This is a genomic window from Bacteroides sp. Marseille-P8574, assembly GCF_902825465.1.
Taxonomy (GTDB): domain Bacteria; phylum Bacteroidota; class Bacteroidia; order Bacteroidales; family Bacteroidaceae; genus Bacteroides; species Bacteroides uniformis.
In genome coordinates this window covers 1340902-1360357 of record NZ_CADEBE010000002.1, presented here as the reverse complement: position 1 = coordinate 1360357, position 19456 = coordinate 1340902, and the positions used below count along the sequence as shown (strand labels likewise).

Below are 19456 nucleotides of genomic sequence, written 5' to 3'. Positions count from 1 at the left end.
TAATTACCAAATAGAAAATGCTAAAAAGGTTTGAATAACATATTCAATCCCTCATTCATGCTGGGGTGGGTGAAAATGAAGTCCCGCAGGAAATGGTAACGCTGTCCCGTTTTCATGATTGATGCTACGGTATTGATTACTTCCGGTGCATCGGCACAAAGTAGGGTACAACCCAGAATCCGTCCGGTATGGATGTCTACAATGGCTTTGAGCATACCGTCTATGCTGTGTAGCGTACGGGCACGTGGAATCATGGCAGCAGGGATACGTGCCACATGTATGGAATAACCGTTCTTCATCGCTTCCTCTTCCGTCAGTCCTATATGTGCCAGCGGTGGGTCGGTGAAAATGGCAAAGGGGATTGGATACCGGTCTTTTGTACTCCTTTTTTTGTTTTCAAAGAGTTGGTTACGGATGATACGGAAATCATCGATGGACAAGTAGTCGAACTGTTCGTCTCCTCTTACGTCCCCCAGGGCCCATACGTGTGGGGCTGTAGTCCGTAATTGGTCGTCGACAACGATGGCTCCCCGCTTGTCTGTTTGTATACTCGCTTTTTCCAGATTCAGCTCTGCAGTCATGGGCTTACGGCCGATGGCTACCAGCAAGGCATCTCCTTTCAGGTAGTAGGGAGTGCCGTTTGCACTGTCCGTATAGGTCAGTGTTATTCCTTCGGCTGTGTCGTACACGGATTGGACACGGGCGTTCAACCGGACATTGATACGTTTTCGGTCCAATGCTTCCAGCATGGAGGCGGCAATGTCGCGGTCCACTTTAGGCAGAAAGCGGTTTCCCGCTTCCAGCAGTGTGACGTGGCTTCCAAAGCCTGCATACATAGTGGCAAACTCCAATCCGACAGCACCGCCGCCGATGACGAGCAGGTGTGCGGGCAGTTTGTCCGATTGCAGCAAGGTCTCACTGGTATATACATACTTGCTCTCCTTGAGTCCGTCGATGGCAGGCAGGATAGGGGAGGACCCGGTGTTGATGAATATTTCTTTCCCCTCAAGAATCGTTTCGTCCTTGCCGGAAATTATACGGATTGTATTTTCGGACAAGAAAGAAGCAGTTCCGTCATAGAGGGTTATGTTAGGCTTGTTTTTTACATTTTCATAATTTTTCTCACGCAGGAAGGATACAAGCTTGTCTTTCCGCGCCACGGCAAGTGCATACAGTTTGGACTGGTTCTTATAATCGTCATAGTATCTCCTTTCCGCATATTCCGATTCGTGAATCAGGGCTTTGGTGGGGATACATCCTACATTAACACATGTCCCTCCGTACATCTGGGGGGAGCGTTCCACTATGGCTACTTTCCAGTTCCGTTCGGACAGTTCAGCAGCCAATAACTTCCCGCCTTTGCCGAATCCTATTATGATGGCATCATATTGTTTCATTTTAATATCTCTTAGTTAAGTGTTTAGTAAAATGAAAACAATATGTATCGGCCATTTGTTCGGACGCCGGGTTTAGCGGATGCTTATCGTTCCAGTTCGCGGAGGGAGTCCATTTTCTTCTTTTCAAGGAATTCGTAGATGCCGCTCAAATGCTCTTTCACTTGCTTGTTCCCGAATTCATATACCTTGCTCACCAGTCCGTCCAGGAAGTCACGGTCGTGGCTGACGAGAATCAGGGTGCCGTCAAAATCCAGCAGAGCCTGCTTCAGGATATCTTTGGTTTTCATGTCCAGATGGTTGGTCGGTTCGTCCAGTATCAACAGATTCACCGGTTCGAGCAGGAGCTTTATCATGGCAAGGCGTGTACGCTCTCCACCGGAAAGCACCTTGACCTTCTTCATGGATTCTTCGGGGCCGCCGAACATGAAGGCGCCCAGCAGGTCGCGTATCTTGTTGCGGATTTCCCCTTTGGCAACGTCGTCTATGGTCTGGAACACGGTTAGGTTCTCATCCAGCAGTGAGGCCTGGTTCTGTGCAAAATATCCAATCTGCACGTTATGTCCTATGGTGAGTGTACCTTCATGCTCTATTTCCTTCATAATGCATTTTACCAACGTTGACTTTCCTTCACCATTCTTGCCGACGAAAGCAACCTTGTCTCCCCGTTCTATGGTGAGATTGGCGTTCTTGAAGACCACATGGTCACCGTAACTTTTCCCTACTCCTTCCATGATGACGGGATAATTGCCCGAACGGGGGGAGGGAGGGAATTTGAGGCGCAACGCTGAAGTGTCTTCTTCGTCCACTTCCAGCAGCTCCAGTTTTTCCAGCATCTTTACGCGGCTCTGCACTTGCAGGGTCTTGGAGTAGGTACCTTTGAACCGTTCGATGAATTCCTTGGTTTCGGCAATGAACTTCTGCTGGTCGTCGTAGGCTTTCTGTTGCTGTTCACGGCGTTCCTTGCGGAGTTCCAGGTATTTGGAATAGTTTACTTTATAATCGTATATCCGGCCCATGGTCACTTCGATGGTACGGGTGGTGATGTTGTCCACGAACTTGCGGTCGTGGCTGATGACGATGACAGCCTTTCCGTTGCTGATAAGAAAATCTTCCAGCCATTGTATGGATTCTATGTCCAGATGGTTGGTAGGCTCGTCCAGCAACAGTACGTCGGGCTTTTGCAGCAACAGTTTGGCAAGCTCGATGCGCATGCGCCATCCACCGCTGAAGTCACTGGTCTGGCGGTTGAAGTCTTCGCGTACGAACCCCAGTCCGAGCAGTGCTTTTTCCACATCCTCCTCGTAATTGGTGGAGTCGATGGCATAGAACTTTTCGCTCAAGGCGGAGACGTTCTCGATAAGTTCCATGTAACTGTCGCTTTCGTAGTCGGTACGCGTTTCCAGTTCCTTGTTGAGGCGCTCTATCTCGGCTTCCATTTCATGCAGGTGGGCAAAGGCCTGTGCTGCTTCCTGGAATACGGTACGGCCGTCTTCCGTCATAAGGTGCTGCGGAAGGTAAGCTATGACACTGTCTTTGGGGGCTGAGATTTTTCCACGGGTAGGCTGTCTTACACCTGCCAGGATTTTCAACAATGTACTTTTCCCCGCTCCATTTTTACCCATTAGGGCGATACGGTCTTTTTCGTTGATAACGAAAGATATGTCACTGAATAAAGTAGTTCCGCCGAATTCTACGGCCAGTCCGTCTATAGAAATCATTATATATTTTTTTAATGAGCTGCAAAGATAGTGCAAATCTATTATTTTTTATATCTTTGCCCCTATATAAACAAAACGCATAGGTCATGGAAATAGAAAAAGTGTCAGGAGATTACCGTCCGCTTATTCTGGTTGCGGAAGATGATGATAGTAACTTTAAACTGATAAAGGCTATTATCGGCAAGAAATGCGAGATACTATGGGCAAAGAATGGTGAGGATATTGTAAATTTGTTCGAAGAGAATCGCAACAAGGCGGAAGCTATTCTGATGGATATAAAAATGCCTATTATGAACGGGCTGGATGCTACGGTGATTATTCGCAAGAAGGATAAGGAACTTCCCATCATCATGCAGACCGCTTACGCCTTTACTGCCGACCGCGAAAAAGCCTTGGAGTGCGGAGCCTCGGAAGTGCTGGTAAAACCCATCACTCTGTCTGCTTTGCGTACATGTCTGAGCCGTTATTTACCTAAATTAGTTTGGTAAGGCTTTACTGATAATAAAAAGGGAACCGGATGACTAAGTAATGAATATATCATCCGGTTTCCTTCTTTTTATTCTTGTGCATTGTCTTTTCTCTCTTCCATCTTCTTTTTTACAAATTCGATTTTGAGATTGGCTTCTTCCATATTCTTCTTTATTTCCGTCATGGATGACAGCAGTTGTGCCAGTTCGTAGACGCTGGCAAGGGCCTGGCGGTCGGCGGGAGTCATGGTGATGGAATAGGGACGTTCCCCTTGATAGTTGACTTTGATATTCTTGTCCTTGTTCAGATAAAGGAACCCCATGACGTTTCCGTCTTCTCCCAGTTTGAAGTCTGCCTTTTCAATCTTTTCACCGAGGTCAGTGGTTTCGTAGCTGTCTTTGGCGGCGGGTGTTTCGGCAAAACTGCCGTCGGGAGCAGTAACTTTGACGGCCACATGGTGGATATTATGGGCTCCGCAATAAATGGAAGTCATACTCATGACTCCGTTTTCGTCTACTTGGAAGCGGAGGAAAGAACGGTGCAGATTTTTTTCTATCACTTGGGAGGGATGCAGGTAATTGCCAATATTCTGGTATTCGGCATCTTTTTCAAAGGTGTATTTCCCTTTGATTGCGTCGAATTCCTTTTGCTTGGCTTGAAGCATACTGTCCAAGTAGACCAGGCTCTTTTCCTGCTCTTTCAGTTCCACTTCCTGCATCAGGCCGATGCCTGCACGGCGAGTTTCAAACGCTTTGGGATAGAGCATCTTGATGCTGTCAATCAGAATCTTCGCTTCATTGTAGTTGCCGAGTTCAAACGCTTCGCGGGCAGCTTGTAGTTTTTCACCGGCTTTCTTCTCCACATCTTCGCAAGAGAAGAGTGTATAGCATAGGCATGCAAGGAGTATTACTTTTTTCATATTTGTTGTTCTTGGAGTTAGAGTCCACAAAAATAGAAATAATATCTTTATCTTTGCAGCATTTTAATGTGCAAATGTGCTAATAGGCCATTAACACATTTGCGTATTCATTACATTAGCGCATTATTTATGATAGATTTGACGGCAGAAGAACTGAAGCAATATTTTAGTGATGATATATTCAAGCGGATATCCGAAACGGCTGATGAATTGGGATTGGAATGTTACGCAGTCGGTGGATATGTACGTGATATTTTCTTGCAACGTCCTTCCAAGGATATTGATGTGGTGGTGGTAGGCAGTGGCATTGCCATGGCCGAGGCGCTGGGTAAGCGTCTGGGGCGTGGGGCGCATGTTTCCGTCTTCAAGAATTTCGGTACGGCACAATTGAAGTACTATGGTACGGAAGTTGAGTTTGTGGGTGCAAGAAAAGAATCGTATACACACGATTCCCGCAAGCCTATTGTAGAGGACGGTACATTGGAGGATGACCAAAACCGCCGTGATTTTACTATCAATGCACTGGCTGTTTGTCTGAACCGGGCGCGTTATGGCGAGTTGGTCGACCCCTTTGGCGGTATTGGAGACTTGAAGGAAAGGACCATCCGGACTCCCCTCGACCCTGATATAACTTTCAGTGACGACCCTTTGCGCATGATGCGCTGTGTCCGTTTTGCCACCCAGCTGGGATTCTATATTGACGATGGGACATTCGATTCTTTGGAGCGTAATCGCGAACGCATCTCCATTATCTCCAAAGAACGCATTGCAGACGAACTGAACAAAATCATCTTGTCACCTATTCCGTCTAAGGGATTCATTGAGCTGGACCGCTGTGGTCTGCTGGAACTGATATTCCCGGAACTTGTCAGGCTGCAAGGCGTGGAGACGCGCAATGGACGCGCCCATAAGGACAATTTCTACCATACGCTCGAAGTACTCGACAACATCAGTAAGAAGACTGATAATCTTTGGCTACGCTGGGCAGCTCTTCTGCACGATATAGCCAAGCCTGCCACCAAGCGTTGGGAACCCCGTGCGGGTTGGACGTTCCATAACCATAATTTCATCGGCGAGAAGATGATACCCGATATTTTCCGCAAGATGAAGCTCCCTATGAATGAGAAGATGAAATATGTGCAGAAAATGGTGAGCCTGCACATGCGTCCCATTGTGATAGCGGATGATGTAGTGACCGACTCGGCAGTGCGTCGCCTCTTGTTTGAGGCAGGTGATGATATAGACGACCTGATGACACTGTGCGAAGCTGATATTACTTCCAAGAATATGGAGCGTAAGAAACGCTTCCTTAATAATTTTCAGTTGGTACGCCAGAAGCTGAAGGATTTGGAGGAACGCGACCGTATCCGTAATTTCCAGCCTCCGGTCAGTGGTGAAGAAATCATGAAGACTTTTGGCCTTTCTCCTTGCCAGCAGGTAGGTGCCTTGAAGAGTGCCATTAAGGATGCCATTTTGGACGGCATTATTCCCAATGAATACGAAGCCGCCCGTGCGTTTATGTTGCAACGGGCGGAGAAGATGGGACTTAAGAAGTTATGAGTTATAACACATAACTTATTCTTCGGCCTGGAACTTGCGGCTTACTTTCATCAGGTTGATGGTGTAGGTCACTACGTTCTGGGCTTCTTGTATCATAGTCAGATATACCATGCTGACTTTGATACTGCCACTCTGACTTTGAATGCGTTGCAGCTCTTCGCGTTTCAGGTGAGACAACTGGCCGTTGAGATCGTTGGCTTTGCGAATCTCTGTTTCCAGTTCACCATAATTGTTCGTTTCTAACTTATGGCGGCATACTTGTAACAGATAGCAGATGTCCTCGGCTACGTCTGTAAATTCTCCTTTCTGAATGGCATCCAGCGGTTTGAAGTTGTTGTCTATATGTTCCAGACACGGTTCGCAAAGACGGCCTATGCTGTACACCAGTTCGCTGGCAAAGTCGTTGCCTTGATAGTAATAGAGTCCTTTTTCCAGTACGGTATTGTTGTCGAGGCGGCACATGGCAAGTGTTCCGGTACGCTTCATCTGCTTGATGAGTTGTTTTTCGAATTTTACTGAGCCCATGGCACGACGCAGTCCGCGTAGATTCTCGTGTAGGAAGGAAGTGACGGTACGTTCAAAATTCTCTTCTGTGAATTCCATAATCTTCACCAGTTCTTCACGGGTATGCTTACGGAGTAATTCGATGACTTCGTTGTTGTCCGTACTCTTCATCAATTGTTTCAGGGTCTCGTTGCCTTTTTCTTTCTCCTTGCGCTTTTTGTACATCACTTGGCTACGAATCAGCATGAAGACTGCCAGACCAATCAGTGCCAGGATGGCAACCGTACCGCCGAAATGGATAATCAGTGCTACGAAGAAACAGATGGTGAACGCTGCTCCGGCAGTGATGAACCAGCCGCCGATAACGCTGAGCACACCCGTAATGCGGAATACCGCCGAATCACGTCCCCAGGCACGGTCGGCAAGCGATGTACCCATGGCTACCATAAAGGTGACATAAGTGGTGGAAAGGGGGAGTTTCAAGGAAGTTCCCAAGGCGATGAGCAGACCAGCCAATACGAGATTGATGGAAGCGCGAACCAAGTCAAAAGCGGCGCCGTCGGCTATGATGGCTTCATCCTTCTGGAAGCGTGTGTTCATCCACCGCTTGCTGCTTTCGGGCATCGTTTTGGATATTCCGTTAGCCAGGGTCATGCTGAAGCGTACCAGCGTGCGGGCTATCGGGGTACTTCCGAAGTTCTCTTCACCGTCATCCTGGCGAGCAAGGTCCACGGAAGTCTTGATGACGTTGTGGGCTTTCTTGGATGTGCAGAGTGCATAGACCATGATAGCGCCTGCACCGATAAGGAAATACCACGGGGTTTTGGCTGCACCGAGGAGTGAGGACATCAGGAATCCGTCGGGGCCGGCGGCCGTACCATTGGCTGTATAGTCAATAAATGAGGAATATCCTGCGAGGGGGACACCGATAAAGTTCACCAAGTCATTGCCGGCAAAGGCAAGGGCGAGGGCGAAAGTACCCATCAGAACCACTACTTTGAAGACATTTATCTTGCACCAATGCAGTATCTGCATCAGTATGGTGAAGAATACAAAGAAACCGGTTATCAGCAATGCGGTATTGTCGTGTATCCATTGCTTATTTTCAGGGGTCATGAATGAGCTGTCTTTCAGCCCCTTTATCAGCATGAAGTAGATGATGCTGGTGGCAGCTATACCACCGAACAGCGCGATGCTGTATTTCATGTTCTTCTTGTAGTTGAAGGTGAACACGATACGTGCCAGCCACTGTACCAGCATACCGAAGAAGAAGGCAATGGCTACGGATACAAAAATGGCCATGATGACAGACAGCGCCTTGTCTGTATTGATGAGGTCGCCCAGTCCCAATGTATCGTTGTTATAGACCTTGATGAGCGCCAGTGCGAACGTACCTCCCAACAGTTCGAACACCATGGATACAGTGGTGGAGGTAGGCATTCCCATAGTGTTGAAGACATCTAATAGCACGACGTCCGTCAACATGACGGCAAGCAGAATGCACATGATTTCGGCAAAGTAGAAGTGCTCCGGTTGATAGATGCCGTGTCGTGCAATGTCCATCATGCCATTGCTGAGTGCCGCACCGATGAAGACGCCAATGCCTGCAATGAACAGTATGGTTTTGAAAGATGCTGCCTTTGCTCCGACAGCCGACTGAAGAAAATTGACCGCATCATTACTGACACCTACCACGAGGTCGAAAATCGCGAGTACGAACAGAAAGATGACGATACCCAGATAAATTGTTTCCATAAACATGTATTTTATTTCCGGCTGCAAAGGAAAGAGTTTGGTGTTGCAGGGAAATGTCATACATGTTACAGAAGTGTTACAAATGTTTCTGAGATGGCTTGTAAGTGACCATATTAGACTGAAATACTCTATTTAACCAGAAAAAGTAATCATTAATTCTAATCATAAAGTTTAATAATAAAGGGTATGGATGAGCAGATATTTTTAGATTTTAAGTTGAATTTTAATTTGTGTAGCTCAAAGCTAGATAGACCAACTCTTGTTTATGCAGTTGTTTATTTTAGGGGTAAACAATATAAGATTAGTACTGGTGTGAAAGTATATCCAAATCAATGGAACAAACGAAAGCAGATTGCAATGGTTAGTACTGGTTTTACAAAGTTGGATAATCGTAATAATAGCATTGTGAATAGTAAACTTCAAGAGATTTTATATCGTTTTGAGCAAAGTAAATTATACCTTTGTGACAATGTAGAACAGATTGGCTGTTTATATTATATATTGAAACGGTATATTAATCCTAATATGAAAGATAGAAGTGTTAAAATGAAAATAGAAGAAGTTGGTACTGTTATACTTTCTAGATATGCTGAAAAAAAAGGACGAGGGTATGATGGAGCAGTTAGTAATTTAAAGAAGTATCTAAAAGAGAAAGAAAGAAGTGATACTTTGGAGAATATAAATAAAAAATTATTGGAAGATTACCAAGAATATTTGTGTAATACTCCAACTAAAGGGAATGTGGTAAGAACGTATAATACAATAAAGGATACGTTGATGAAGCTAAGAACTTTGCTTAAAATGGCACATGAAGATGCTAATATTACGTTTGACTATTATAAAAATGAGATAGATAAATTTAAGATTATACAAAGTGAATTGAGTAGGAAAGAAAAGAAGAGCAAACAAGTACCGTTAACAGAAGAGCAAGTAGAGATTTTGTATAAATTAAAGTTATCTGGCATAGAAGAAGAGGTTAGAGATGTGTTTGTGTGTCAATGCTTATTGGGGCAACGCATTGGTGATATGCCTAGATTATTTAGGGGGGATTATACTATAATTGACAATAATACAGTTACTATTCCAGTACAGAAAACCAATGAGGATGCTACTATTTATTTATTCCCAATAGCAAAAGAATTATTGAGTAAATATCGTGAAAGGGGCTTTAGACATTTACAAATTCCAGCAACAGAGGAAGAATGCAAAAAAAGTAGAATGGTAGATGTCCTAAATAGTATAATAAAGAAGATTTGTAAAGATGCAGGCTTTGATAGTGGTGTCACTTATAAAGAGCAAAGGGGAACTGAGAAACTAACTTTGACAAAGAAATTGTATGAATTAATTCATACCCATATTGCAAGGCATACTTTTATAACAATAATGTGTAATATGGGCATTCCTAAAGAGACTGTTATTATTGCAACAGCCCACGAAGACACCAAAATGATAGATGAGGTTTATTTACATCAATCTGCCCAAGACAATGCGATGAAATTAGCTGCTGCCATTGAGGAGAAAGCCAGAGGTAGTATTTTTAATACTGGTGAAACATTTCCAATCAATAAAGTAGAGCATACTATGAATGTTCCAATAGGAATTACTTTTGAAACCTTGCTGGACACTCAATTTTTTGCATCCAAAATCAATAAGGCTGTTGAACTACAATCACAAGTAGGTCACTTGAAAGATGGGAAACTATGTAGCTATGACAATGAAATTGCGTCCCTTATAAGCGAGATAGAAAAGTTCTCCCAATCTTCCACTTCTGATTCTGATGTGGCAAAGCAATATGTGAAACAGTTATCTGTTGGGAAGCTGTCAGACTTGTATGACTGTTTTAGGGAAATGATTATCAAGTGCGTTAAGATTGGTATCAGTAGGGATGCAATTATGCAGTTTATCAATAAGGCTTTGGAAATAGGCTTGTTGGATAATGCAAGATTCACCAATATAAAAGAAATCACTACAGCCTTATTGGATAAAAGAAATCAAGACTGACAAGTTTTTTATGAAATTAGGATTTCTGGTAAGGCTGAACAGCATATTCTCCCCGAACAGCTACGATTATGGGGAGAATTTTTGCTTTATTGCCCCCTCAACCCAAATATTCCACAATTTCTACTTGTCGTTTGGTGATGCAGTCGGGACTTTATACCTTTGCACTGTGATTGAAAGTCAGAAATGACCGAGTTCCTCGTCACCCAGATTCACCACTACAAACCTAAATCCACTTCAAATGAAAGAACTGACCTACGCTGACATTCGTAAAATGGCACTGGAGCACGGTATCAAGGACACAAGGCTGCACATTGGGCTTTGGGCTTCTGACCGATACATCAAGAAACGAAAAATGATTCAAGGCAAGATGTACATGGTTTACCTGCCGTATCACAAACCGGAGCAGGAATAGTTTTCAAGTTCCAAACTTACTTCCAAGCTATCAGAAGAGGACATACCCTCACTCCATGAAGCTCCCTACACGAAGTTTTAAGAAAGTTGTCAAAGTGTTTTGGCACCTCACCAAAGTGCAGTATCTTTGCAACATCAACATGAGATAAGGGCGGTATCACTGAAACCACTGAATTACCGACTTGAGGCACATCTGAAATTGAATTGTCTGAATTTACCTGCCATTTCAATCCACCTTATCTTGCCAGATTATCTATTTAATAATTATTTATGGGACTAAGAATGAATGGAGAAACAGAACTTACATTCAAGCAACTACGTGAGCTTGCACTAGCCCACCAGGTAAAGGACAGCAAGACTGTTATTGGAATATGGGCTAAGCTGAACGGCTATTCCAAGAGACGCAAGCAGAAAGATAACAAGGTTTACACCGTTTACATCAAGATGAGCAATGATAAATCCAATAAAACTAACAACTATGAGAACGCATAGACTACCACAATTAATCAAGTACATTGACGTTAGAGGCGTTAACAAATCAATGATTGAATTTAAGGCAAATCTAGACAAACTGAACGACTTCTTTAGTATATTTCCCAAGTGGGGAATTTCTGTAACAATTAAACTGCTTAAAGAGTTAAGGAATGATTCTGAAGCCATGTGTAACAAATATTTCAGTATCATATCAGAAAGAATCTTGAATGAACTTTCTGCACGACCAGACGGTCTGGATGTTGAGAGCTACAAGAAAGAGGCTAGCCAATTAAAGGTGCATTTCAATCGCATTAAACTGTGCATGCGAAATACAGATTTCAGATTCTTCATTCATGAAGGATTGAACGAGGACATGTTTTATGTCTCAAATAATAAAGTTTATGGAAACCTAAACACAATGTACTTCTATATCAACGAAAATTCACGCTATGCAGAATGTGGAGATGAATCTTTTATTTTAAACAAATTGCAGGACATCTGTCACGAACTGAACGAACTCAGACAGTATGACATTTTGAATGCGTTACCAAAATTGATAAAGGATAGTCCCAACGAGGGATATGTAGTTGACTCAAACGCTTTCGACGAATGTATGGATAAGGTATTGTATAAGAGATGACAATAAAATGTATAAGGGAGGACTGTGCAAACGGTTCTCCCTTTTCGTGTTCATACCCACCAGACATATATCCCCAACTGTATATGTAACCAAGTCCAATACCCTGCCGCCATGCGAGCCAAGAACAGAAGTGATAAATACAGATGTACATCTAGTCTGGAATTTACCTATTCCCTATTTTGAGACTCCAATAAGTATTCCCGATTTTAATACCGGTACACTCCCTAAAATGATACCCTAGTAACATACCTATTATATAACATACCTTATATATGAAAAATGAAGTTCCTACGGAACTACAATTTTCTGGAACGGGAGTTACAGATAATTCCACTAATCAGATGAATGACAACCAATCAATTCTAACGCTAAAGCAGTATGATATGGTATAAACCAGACAACATTATTTTTAAGAACAGGAAGGAAGCCAAGAAGTATTTTGGAACTAATAAATATTACAAGATTGAACGGGAGAAGAAAGATATAATATTTATAGACGACCACAAATCCATAGCTACTGATGGGGGCAATCAGACAGACATTGATAAGTAAGGATATTATCAGTTTCAAGAAGACACTGAACGCTTATATCTACTCCATTATAAAAATGAACAGCAATTATTATAACGGGATGTCAGAAATCACCTATCCTAAAATAGCTGGACTGTCAGATATATCAGAGGGCATTATAAAGGCACATCTAAGTGAGAAAGATGAGAAGGGGAAGTTTGTTTTTAAGGACAATCCACTATTTCTAGGCTGGGAATATTTCTATGTTAACAGTAAAACCCATATCAGATATAAAATGAATACCAAGCCAGAGAACTATTTCATATTGAGGAATGACTTTATTCTGGATAAGAATCTAACCCCTAAAGAAAAAGACTTCTTGCTAAAGTTCATGGCTATTTGTACTAATAATACACATTACTTAAAAGCAAGCAAACAAGACATTAAAGATAAAATAGGAGTAGGTAAAAACAGCACTGTAATTGACAGCCTCATCAATAAAGGGTATATAGTTCTTATTAATGGATATTATATTGCCAGATGCAAAGACATGCCATTATCCAGAGACTTGGAAAGAGCCAATATCTACCAGACAATAGAGGACTTCTGTATAGAACACGGAGTTATACCACCAGCCTATGACAGAAAGAAAATAAATCTTATTCTTACCAAATACACTACTGTTGGCAAAAGCAACCGTCAAGACTTCAAACAAACACTAATTAAGAAATGCGAGCATATAGAGCAAGGGAATTATCAGTATTTATTAACTGCACTAGGTCTATATAAGAAGGAGATTAAACCATATCCCCAACCAGAAAAATTTGAAATCATATTATAGGGGAAAGCTCCAGACTGGCAGATAAGGTCTGGGGCTTTTTTGTGTCATTCTCACCGCCTCTATCCATATAAGTAATGTTGAGGTGTGACAAGTCAATCCATAGACCGTTGTCATTGGCAAATTTTATCAGTTCTTCCGTTTGCCTTCCCTTATAGCCCTCTGTTGGTTCAGTTTCTCCTGCTGCCTCCTTACATCTTCCAATGATGCAGGCTGCCTGCTCCAAGAGGCTATTGATTGGCGTGTTCGCTCTATCCATTGCTTGTGAAATTCATTGATATAGTCCATAACCGCATAATCATGAGTTTATGCAAATGTAGTCAATTCATCTGGAATTGGCAAGCCAAATGCCCAACTCAAAAATATAGGTACTTAAAATCATACCCCTCCCCCTTTAGTTCTGGGAAGTGTTTCCATATAAGGTACAGAGCCATATAGGGTGGAATTACTGGCAGTAGAGAAAAATGGCTGGCATATATATCCATATCTGGTGCATGTCTCAAGCGCTTCTGTTGTGTTACCCCTAACTACCCTCACCGTATCTTTAGGGGAAATGAACACCAGATGCGAAATCACCTTCCAGCCCCGAACGCTTGAAATTCTGTAACAGCCATTACGGGCAGATACAGATTTATTACAGAAATACACATGCGTGCAAGGCTGGGAGGCTTTTTGTTTCTGGCTATCATTCCCTTTCAATTCAATCATTACTAACCAATAAATTATCGTTTATGGAAGATTTGAAGGCAATTCTGACGGTTGGTGCAATACTCGTTGTACCGTTCATTGCAGCACCGCAAGCAATGTTTGCCATAGTGCTGTACATTATCATTTATATGGCATTCAGATGGAGAAATTTCTAATTATCAACTTAATAATTTACAGATTATGGAAGCATTACAGATTATGCCAGTCATGGCACAGAGAAGGAACGGCAATTTAGGCGAATTTGCAGAGGATGCAACGGTAGTTGTGGAAGAGATTACAAAGCCCAGGAAGGTGAACCATTTCATTGAGGCTAATTCCGTGGAGGTGAGTTTGGAGCACTTGAAGAATGACTGTGTGATACCAGTATTCAGCAAGGATAATGAACTTACCATTTCACACAACGCATTCATTGAAACGGTCTGGGAAGCTGCCAGTTCATTCTATAGCGGTGAACGGATAGAGCAACCAGACATAAGGTGCAGCCATGTGATAAAAGGGAGACGTCCAGAAGCCATCAACAAGCCCAAGAACCTGCTGACGGAAGCTGACACGACCCAGTATTATGAAAGGTGCGCTTTTGCCATAGACATACCATCCATCTATGAGGAAGTGTCTGGGAATAGGCTCAACCTTTCCATTGTGGGGGTACGTGCATTGAATAGGGAGAACCTTGCTACCAAGAAAAGTCCAGAATTATTCAGACTGGCGGTATCGTTCAAGAATACCGTATGCTGTAACATGTGCGTGTTTACAGACGGATATAAGGATGATATAAAGGTAATGGGCACAAAGGAACTGTTCAAGGCTACATTGGAACTGCTTAATAATTTCAATGCAGCCAAGAATATCCACATGATGCAGAGTTTAGGCGATACCTGCCTAAATGAGCACCAGTTTGTGACCTTACTTGGCAGGATGCGACTTTACCCACTGTTACCGCAAGGGCAGCAGAAGGCTATCCCCAGAATGCTGCTTACTGATACACAAGTAAACAGTGTGGCTAAAGCCTACATTAATGATGATAACTTTGGCAGTCTTGGCAGTGACCTATCCATGTGGAAGTTCTACAACCTGCTTACTGGCAGCAACAAGAGCAGCTACATAGACAGCTTTCTGGATAGAGCCTACAACGCTACAGAACTGGCAACGGGTATTGCATCCGCTCTGCATGGTGATGAAAGATACAGTTGGTTTCTTTCTTAGCTGTATCTGGAATTATATCCTATTACTGGTTTCTCAAAACTGGAGATTATGCTACGGAATTTATTCTATGTGTTACTGGCGACTTTGGTATTCTTCATTGCAATGGCATTGTTTCCATTTATAGCGGTGGGATATATCCTGCTGCTGGGCTACGCCATTATCAAAGGATAGCTTGGTATGGAGGGCATCTATATAATAAGGTATAGGTGCTCTTTTTATTTATAAACTTCTTAAATATTAAAAGATATGGTAATAGAAGACAGTCGCGAATACAAGGCAGCGCAAGAACTTGAAAGAGCCTTGAACGATTATAGTTGGAATCCTAAAAGGTTTGCAGAGAGTACGAGGTATTATCACCGTACACTACAGCAGGAGCTTATGAGAACCATTGTGGCAATCATTCAAATGGTTGGTGATGAAAACTATGGTACAGACCTTAGAAATCAGGCCTCACATGAACTTTGCAAAAAGATTATTGAGAGCGGTGCATTGGATGAAGCCTATTTGCCGTTCATATAGGCTTGAACGTAACAAAGGACATCATTAACTTGGTGTCCTTTTTTATTATATTCACTTCTTTACAAAGTGAATGTTTCTTTGATTATCAATAAGTTGTATATTCCAACTTAAAAATGACATTCACTTTTATTCATTTACATACAAAACTGAACATTATGAGTTTAAAATATTCAAGCACTACAGCAGATTATCTGCAATGGAGCGAGGCAATGAACTTGATAAGAAAACTGGCTAAAGATGGAAATTACAGAATTTCCCTTCTTGTTGCTCTGGGCTGTTTTACTGGCTTAAGAATATCTGACATTCTGGCTTTACACTGGAAGCAGATACTAAATACCAGTGAATTTACAGTGATAGAGAAAAAGACAGATAAGGTAAGAACTATTAGGATAAACGCCCAACTTGGGCAGCACATTAAAGAGTGCTATGAACAGATAAAGCCTATAGGGATTAACGCACCTATTTTAGTGAGCCAGAAAGGGACTGTTTTCACTATCCAAAGAATCAATGTGATACTGAAAGAGGTGAAAAAGAAGTATAAATTAAAGGTTAAGAACTTTAGTTGTCATTCACTTAGAAAGACTTTTGGCAGACAAGTTTATAATATGAACAGTGATAATTCAGAGCTTGCCCTAGTAAAACTCATGGAACTGTTCAATCATAGTTCTGTAACCATTACTAAAAGATACTTAGGTTTGAGGCAGGAAGAACTACTTAATACCTATGACTGTCTTAGTTTTTAACACACAAGTTTAGTTCTAATACAAACGCTTTTCGTATATTTGTGCCGTTCCAGTAATGGAATAACATATTTATTTAACGAAAGGCGTTTTGCATTATCCTTGTCTCTAAAGTTCGCCAAAATTTTACACTACGAGGATATGCACAACGCCCATACTTGGCTATATACCTGCTTTCTGGCAGTATACATAGTCTAGGTGTGGGCAACTTGTGTGTATTTGTAGTGTGGGTGTTTGGCGATACCTAGAGACAGATATGCTGATAGTTCCCACACCTTTCTTGTATGTAGAAATTGCATCTTTGGGAACTGGATGCACAATTAAATGCAAGAATTATGAAACACATATCATTACAGTTGTCCCCAACCTTGTTTGTGCTTTGCATGGCAGGTGAAATGTTAAATCCTTTACAAATTCATAGATTAGGCATTTTTATCTAAAAATCTTTGTGCAGGAATGCGGATTAATTAATATCTTTGAAAGCAAATAAGAAGGCATTGTATTAGCCTTTTTCATAGAGGCTATTTCAGTCCTCCAGTGTCTTGAATACTATGTGAAACAACTTCTGAAAGGGGACAAGGAAGTAGAAATTAACATTTAGAGGGAAGAGGTTATTTAACTAATCTGTAAATGAGAATTCTATACTAAAGTAGAAATATAATTTATCTAATGAATATATAGTTATATGGCACCAACTTTTCGTTTAAGTCCAGAAAGCCTGCAAATGATTGAGAATATCTGTAATGGCTTTAGAAGATTTGAGAATTATCATATTGTAACAACTGATGATAATTGGAGTACTGGAACATTTCATGTTGATGTTTATCACATGGGACGCTTTTGTTCTAAATATATGTTTTGTCCCACTCTGAATGGTAAAATTGGTTCAATAGCCATATATGGCGTTGGACTACCTGACCATCTAAAAAAAATACAAGCATCTATGAACTGTTTTGGTTTAAGTGTTGCAGAAGTTTCCATAGACAAAGAAGGAATGTCTCCTTATGTGGATGTAGTGCTAGCTCCTTATTAAAGTGTGTATACCTATAATATGATAAATTTTTATTCCTTTCTAATATTTTGATTTGCAGATTGTAATATTCAATTTGTATATTATGGATTAATATTAGTAATGATTGGGTAAAGCTAAGTGATTTTAAACAAATGTAAGTATAAATCTTTATTTTTAATACAATGACAGACTTTTATAAGAATTTAATGAACAGTATCAATTCTGAAAAGGAAAGAAACGCCAAAATGATGGGAGCGTTAAGAATTGAGGATAAAGCTGCAATTTTACAGCTTGTATGCCAATTGATTATTTCTGCGGATGGCGGTATGATAGAAGAAAGGGACGATTGTGTGGTAGATTATGTTCTGAAAGAGTTAGGATATGATACAAACACTAGCTCTGGGGCAACGGACGGCAATTTATTATGGAATCGTGCTACTGAATTCAACCCATTTGAAGCATTCCAAATAGTATCAGAACTTGATAGGGGTGTGAAAAATATGGTTAAGACCATATTACTGCAAATTTGTAAAATGGGAGGCAATTTTGTAAATAGAGTGGATATTGCCCAGCAGATATTTCAAAGAACAAATATTGAATATTATCCAGTAGACTTGACATTATGATAACACGGGCAGAAGCTCAACAAATAACCGTTTCTTCTTATAATGACTTATGTAACAGGCATGGAGGAACGGTCAGAGGAAATGATACTATCTCTGATATAGTGAATGTTGGATGTCACTACCTCTTGTCCCATTACAAGGATATTGTACAAACTGCTGATAAAGACGAAGTATATGACTTGGTTCCTCTGAACTATAAATATATGGCAGAAGCAAAAATTATAGCAGGGGCAATGAAACAATGGTTGCCAGATTTATTGACTCAACAACATATTGATGGTATTGCTTCCATGATTATCCTCAATATAGGTTGGTCTGGAATGTGGAATTTTTTATGCGATTATTTTAAGCAAGAGCATGATAGAGTAATATGAAAACATTCTTACTGGACAGCTTTAACAGATATAAAAGATTTAGTGAGGAATTGGATGTTAGGACTATATTGTGTAATAAGCCTTGGCTGATATTCAATGATTGTGGGGACAAGGAATTATATGTTTTTCAAGAAGACGGTTCTCTCATTGCATCAGTAAATGGTAATGTTACCAATGCTAAATGGCAATATATACCTGCCAATAAATCTCTTGTTGTTTCTTTCAAGGAACAATCATATATGTTTCATCCTTCGTTTATTAATAACGTCATATTCGCTTTACAGCAAGATGGCACAGAAAGGTTTGCCTTTATGATAAGTGAAGAGCAAAGTGAATCTTTTTATCCTAAATCTCTTAAAGAGCTGAATAACTATTTTGAAGGAATAGAACGTAAAAGAAACGAAGCGAAAGAACAAGAGAAAAGATGGCTGATTGAACAGCAACAGAAAGAGCAGCAACGAATAGAGGAAGAGAATAAAAGACAGCAACAATATCGTATAGAGCAGGAAAGACAACGACAAGAGGAAGCTAGAAGAGCAGAGGAGGAGCGAAGAAGAGAAGAAGAAAAACTTGCAGAAATCAAGAAAGAGAATGATATATTAAAACAATACAAATTATTTTTGGCTGCAAAAGTTTTAGGCTATAATTTAATAGGAATTATTACTGTAACACTCACAATTTTAACATATAATAGCGCCACTGACGGGGTTTGGGTTATTGTTCCTCTTATAGTTTTCTGTATATCATATTATCTTCATAAAGCAATTATTTCATGGCTACGGAGAAGAATAATATCTAATCATTTACAAACTAAAAAGAAGAAAAAAGAAAAGGAAGATAGAAAGAGAAAAGAAGAATGGGGAAAGTATATAAAGCAGAGAGACCAAAGAGATTTTGAACAAATTGAAAAGCATAGAATGGAAAGAGAAAGACAAGAAAAAAGAATGAGAAGAAAAAATTATAAAATTACGAGGTGGCTTAATAAAATGCTTTTGAAGTGATTGAATTAAATGAGGTGAAATCAACAATTAGAATCACTTTAAGACTTGTTTGGAATAACATACCCGTCTATAAAATCA

21 protein-coding genes and 1 pseudogene are annotated in these 19456 nt (G+C 41.1%); 17 read left to right on the top strand and 5 right to left on the bottom strand.

Translation table 11 applies throughout. From position 1 onward, the window contains the following. Positions 1-20 precede the first annotated feature (20 nt). Both HUX74_RS18365 and HUX74_RS18360 read right to left on the bottom strand, forming a co-directional pair. Positions 21-1397: an FAD-dependent oxidoreductase gene (locus tag HUX74_RS18365; RefSeq protein ID WP_174647198.1), complete on the bottom strand. Its 1377-nt coding sequence runs from the start codon at positions 1395-1397 to the stop codon at positions 21-23. 83 nt (positions 1398-1480) lie between these two features. Continuing rightward, positions 1481-3115, bottom strand: a complete 1635-nt coding sequence (locus HUX74_RS18360; RefSeq protein WP_005827062.1) for an ABC-F family ATP-binding cassette domain-containing protein — start codon at positions 3113-3115, stop codon at positions 1481-1483. Positions 3116-3201: 86 nt separating this feature from the next. Between HUX74_RS18360 and HUX74_RS18355 the strand changes: the two genes are divergently transcribed. Next, on the top strand, positions 3202-3603 hold the full coding sequence (locus HUX74_RS18355) for a response regulator (protein WP_117964129.1): 402 nt from the start codon (positions 3202-3204) through the stop codon (positions 3601-3603). A 68-nt stretch (positions 3604-3671) separates the two neighbouring features. Here HUX74_RS18355 and HUX74_RS18350 read toward each other — a convergent pair whose 3' ends face one another. Next, positions 3672-4502 carry a hypothetical protein gene (locus HUX74_RS18350; protein WP_174647197.1) on the bottom strand — a complete coding sequence of 277 codons (831 nt, stop codon included), beginning with the start codon at positions 4500-4502 and terminating at the stop codon, positions 3672-3674. A gap of 129 nt (positions 4503-4631) precedes the next feature. Between HUX74_RS18350 and HUX74_RS18345 the strand changes: the two genes are divergently transcribed. Next, positions 4632-6062, top strand: a complete 1431-nt coding sequence (locus tag HUX74_RS18345; RefSeq protein WP_174647196.1) for a CCA tRNA nucleotidyltransferase — start codon at positions 4632-4634, stop codon at positions 6060-6062. 15 nt (positions 6063-6077) lie between these two features. Here HUX74_RS18345 and HUX74_RS18340 read toward each other — a convergent pair whose 3' ends face one another. After that, complete coding sequence (locus HUX74_RS18340; RefSeq protein WP_174647195.1) at positions 6078-8321, bottom strand: inorganic phosphate transporter; 2244 nt, start codon at positions 8319-8321, stop codon at positions 6078-6080. 186 nt (positions 8322-8507) lie between these two features. Here HUX74_RS18340 and HUX74_RS18335 point away from each other — a divergent pair, with 186 nt between their 5' ends. From HUX74_RS18335 to HUX74_RS18310, 6 genes are all read left to right on the top strand, one after another. Beyond that, entirely contained in the window at positions 8508-10322 is a 1815-nt protein-coding gene (locus tag HUX74_RS18335; RefSeq protein ID WP_174647194.1) for a tyrosine-type recombinase/integrase, read from the top strand. A 238-nt stretch (positions 10323-10560) separates the two neighbouring features. After that, complete coding sequence (locus HUX74_RS18330) at positions 10561-10734, top strand: hypothetical protein (protein ID WP_165853583.1); 174 nt, start codon at positions 10561-10563, stop codon at positions 10732-10734. 269 nt (positions 10735-11003) lie between these two features. Then, positions 11004-11225 carry a hypothetical protein gene (locus HUX74_RS18325; protein ID WP_120178125.1) on the top strand — a complete coding sequence of 74 codons (222 nt, stop codon included), beginning with the start codon at positions 11004-11006 and terminating at the stop codon, positions 11223-11225. Further along, complete coding sequence (locus tag HUX74_RS18320) at positions 11212-11847, top strand: hypothetical protein (protein ID WP_133303487.1); 636 nt, start codon at positions 11212-11214, stop codon at positions 11845-11847. The genes HUX74_RS18325 and HUX74_RS18320 overlap by 14 nt, the downstream gene beginning before the upstream one ends. 378 nt (positions 11848-12225) lie before the next feature. Then, positions 12226-12399 (top strand): hypothetical protein, encoded by a 174-nt coding sequence (locus HUX74_RS18315; protein WP_165853582.1) that lies wholly within the window; start codon positions 12226-12228, stop codon positions 12397-12399. Between the two features lie 55 nt (positions 12400-12454). Further along, positions 12455-13198 (top strand): hypothetical protein, encoded by a 744-nt coding sequence (locus HUX74_RS18310; protein WP_174647193.1) that lies wholly within the window; start codon positions 12455-12457, stop codon positions 13196-13198. Positions 13199-13241: 43 nt separating this feature from the next. Here the strand turns inward: HUX74_RS18310 and HUX74_RS18305 are convergent. After that, a pseudogene (locus tag HUX74_RS18305) lies at positions 13242-13454 on the bottom strand (hypothetical protein); the annotation flags it as partial. Between the two features lie 472 nt (positions 13455-13926). Here HUX74_RS18305 and HUX74_RS20940 point away from each other — a divergent pair. The 9 genes from HUX74_RS20940 to HUX74_RS18270 all read left to right on the top strand — a co-directional run bounded on the left by HUX74_RS20940 (position 13927) and on the right by HUX74_RS18270 (position 19378). Further along, the gene (locus tag HUX74_RS20940; RefSeq protein ID WP_256373147.1) at positions 13927-14058 is read left to right on the top strand and encodes a hypothetical protein; all 132 of its coding nucleotides are present in this window, start codon (positions 13927-13929) and stop codon (positions 14056-14058) included. A gap of 25 nt (positions 14059-14083) precedes the next feature. Further along, the gene (locus HUX74_RS18300; protein ID WP_174647192.1) at positions 14084-15106 is read left to right on the top strand and encodes a DUF3871 family protein; all 1023 of its coding nucleotides are present in this window, start codon (positions 14084-14086) and stop codon (positions 15104-15106) included. A 48-nt stretch (positions 15107-15154) separates the two neighbouring features. Next, complete coding sequence (locus HUX74_RS20935; protein WP_255501490.1) at positions 15155-15277, top strand: hypothetical protein; 123 nt, start codon at positions 15155-15157, stop codon at positions 15275-15277. A 75-nt stretch (positions 15278-15352) separates the two neighbouring features. Then, on the top strand, positions 15353-15625 hold the full coding sequence (locus HUX74_RS18295; protein WP_174647191.1) for a hypothetical protein: 273 nt from the start codon (positions 15353-15355) through the stop codon (positions 15623-15625). Positions 15626-15780: 155 nt separating this feature from the next. Continuing rightward, complete coding sequence (locus tag HUX74_RS18290; RefSeq protein WP_174646358.1) at positions 15781-16368, top strand: tyrosine-type recombinase/integrase; 588 nt, start codon at positions 15781-15783, stop codon at positions 16366-16368. Positions 16369-17050: 682 nt separating this feature from the next. Next, complete coding sequence (locus tag HUX74_RS18285) at positions 17051-17398, top strand: hypothetical protein (RefSeq protein ID WP_117974297.1); 348 nt, start codon at positions 17051-17053, stop codon at positions 17396-17398. A gap of 161 nt (positions 17399-17559) precedes the next feature. Further along, complete coding sequence (locus tag HUX74_RS18280) at positions 17560-18003, top strand: hypothetical protein (protein WP_174647190.1); 444 nt, start codon at positions 17560-17562, stop codon at positions 18001-18003. After that, positions 18000-18377, top strand: a complete 378-nt coding sequence (locus tag HUX74_RS18275) for a hypothetical protein (RefSeq protein ID WP_117878652.1) — start codon at positions 18000-18002, stop codon at positions 18375-18377. The genes HUX74_RS18280 and HUX74_RS18275 overlap by 4 nt, the downstream gene beginning before the upstream one ends. Further along, complete coding sequence (locus HUX74_RS18270; protein ID WP_174647189.1) at positions 18374-19378, top strand: hypothetical protein; 1005 nt, start codon at positions 18374-18376, stop codon at positions 19376-19378. Before HUX74_RS18275 ends, HUX74_RS18270 begins: the two co-directional genes overlap by 4 nt. The last annotated feature ends 78 nt before the right edge of the window (positions 19379-19456 follow it).

What these genes read in the sequence shown, in the direction of transcription:
- HUX74_RS18365 (WP_174647198.1), bottom strand. Translation starts at nt 1,397, where the DNA reads ATGAAACAATATGATGCCATCATAATAGGATTCGGCAAAGGCGGGAAG.
- HUX74_RS18360 (WP_005827062.1), bottom strand. Translation starts at nt 3,115, where the DNA reads ATGATTTCTATAGACGGACTGGCCGTAGAATTCGGCGGAACTACTTTA.
- HUX74_RS18355 (WP_117964129.1), top strand. Translation starts at nt 3,202, where the DNA reads ATGGAAATAGAAAAAGTGTCAGGAGATTACCGTCCGCTTATTCTGGTT.
- HUX74_RS18350 (WP_174647197.1), bottom strand. Translation starts at nt 4,502, where the DNA reads ATGAAAAAAGTAATACTCCTTGCATGCCTATGCTATACACTCTTCTCT.
- HUX74_RS18345 (WP_174647196.1), top strand. Translation starts at nt 4,632, where the DNA reads ATGATAGATTTGACGGCAGAAGAACTGAAGCAATATTTTAGTGATGAT.
- HUX74_RS18340 (WP_174647195.1), bottom strand. Translation starts at nt 8,321, where the DNA reads ATGGAAACAATTTATCTGGGTATCGTCATCTTTCTGTTCGTACTCGCG.
- HUX74_RS18335 (WP_174647194.1), top strand. Translation starts at nt 8,508, where the DNA reads ATGGATGAGCAGATATTTTTAGATTTTAAGTTGAATTTTAATTTGTGT.
- HUX74_RS18330 (WP_165853583.1), top strand. Translation starts at nt 10,561, where the DNA reads ATGAAAGAACTGACCTACGCTGACATTCGTAAAATGGCACTGGAGCAC.
- HUX74_RS18325 (WP_120178125.1), top strand. Translation starts at nt 11,004, where the DNA reads ATGGGACTAAGAATGAATGGAGAAACAGAACTTACATTCAAGCAACTA.
- HUX74_RS18320 (WP_133303487.1), top strand. Translation starts at nt 11,212, where the DNA reads ATGAGAACGCATAGACTACCACAATTAATCAAGTACATTGACGTTAGA.
- HUX74_RS18315 (WP_165853582.1), top strand. Translation starts at nt 12,226, where the DNA reads ATGATATGGTATAAACCAGACAACATTATTTTTAAGAACAGGAAGGAA.
- HUX74_RS18310 (WP_174647193.1), top strand. Translation starts at nt 12,455, where the DNA reads ATGAACAGCAATTATTATAACGGGATGTCAGAAATCACCTATCCTAAA.
- HUX74_RS20940 (WP_256373147.1), top strand. Translation starts at nt 13,927, where the DNA reads ATGGAAGATTTGAAGGCAATTCTGACGGTTGGTGCAATACTCGTTGTA.
- HUX74_RS18300 (WP_174647192.1), top strand. Translation starts at nt 14,084, where the DNA reads ATGGAAGCATTACAGATTATGCCAGTCATGGCACAGAGAAGGAACGGC.
- HUX74_RS20935 (WP_255501490.1), top strand. Translation starts at nt 15,155, where the DNA reads ATGCTACGGAATTTATTCTATGTGTTACTGGCGACTTTGGTATTCTTC.
- HUX74_RS18295 (WP_174647191.1), top strand. Translation starts at nt 15,353, where the DNA reads ATGGTAATAGAAGACAGTCGCGAATACAAGGCAGCGCAAGAACTTGAA.
- HUX74_RS18290 (WP_174646358.1), top strand. Translation starts at nt 15,781, where the DNA reads ATGAGTTTAAAATATTCAAGCACTACAGCAGATTATCTGCAATGGAGC.
- HUX74_RS18285 (WP_117974297.1), top strand. Translation starts at nt 17,051, where the DNA reads ATGGCACCAACTTTTCGTTTAAGTCCAGAAAGCCTGCAAATGATTGAG.
- HUX74_RS18280 (WP_174647190.1), top strand. Translation starts at nt 17,560, where the DNA reads ATGACAGACTTTTATAAGAATTTAATGAACAGTATCAATTCTGAAAAG.
- HUX74_RS18275 (WP_117878652.1), top strand. Translation starts at nt 18,000, where the DNA reads ATGATAACACGGGCAGAAGCTCAACAAATAACCGTTTCTTCTTATAAT.
- HUX74_RS18270 (WP_174647189.1), top strand. Translation starts at nt 18,374, where the DNA reads ATGAAAACATTCTTACTGGACAGCTTTAACAGATATAAAAGATTTAGT.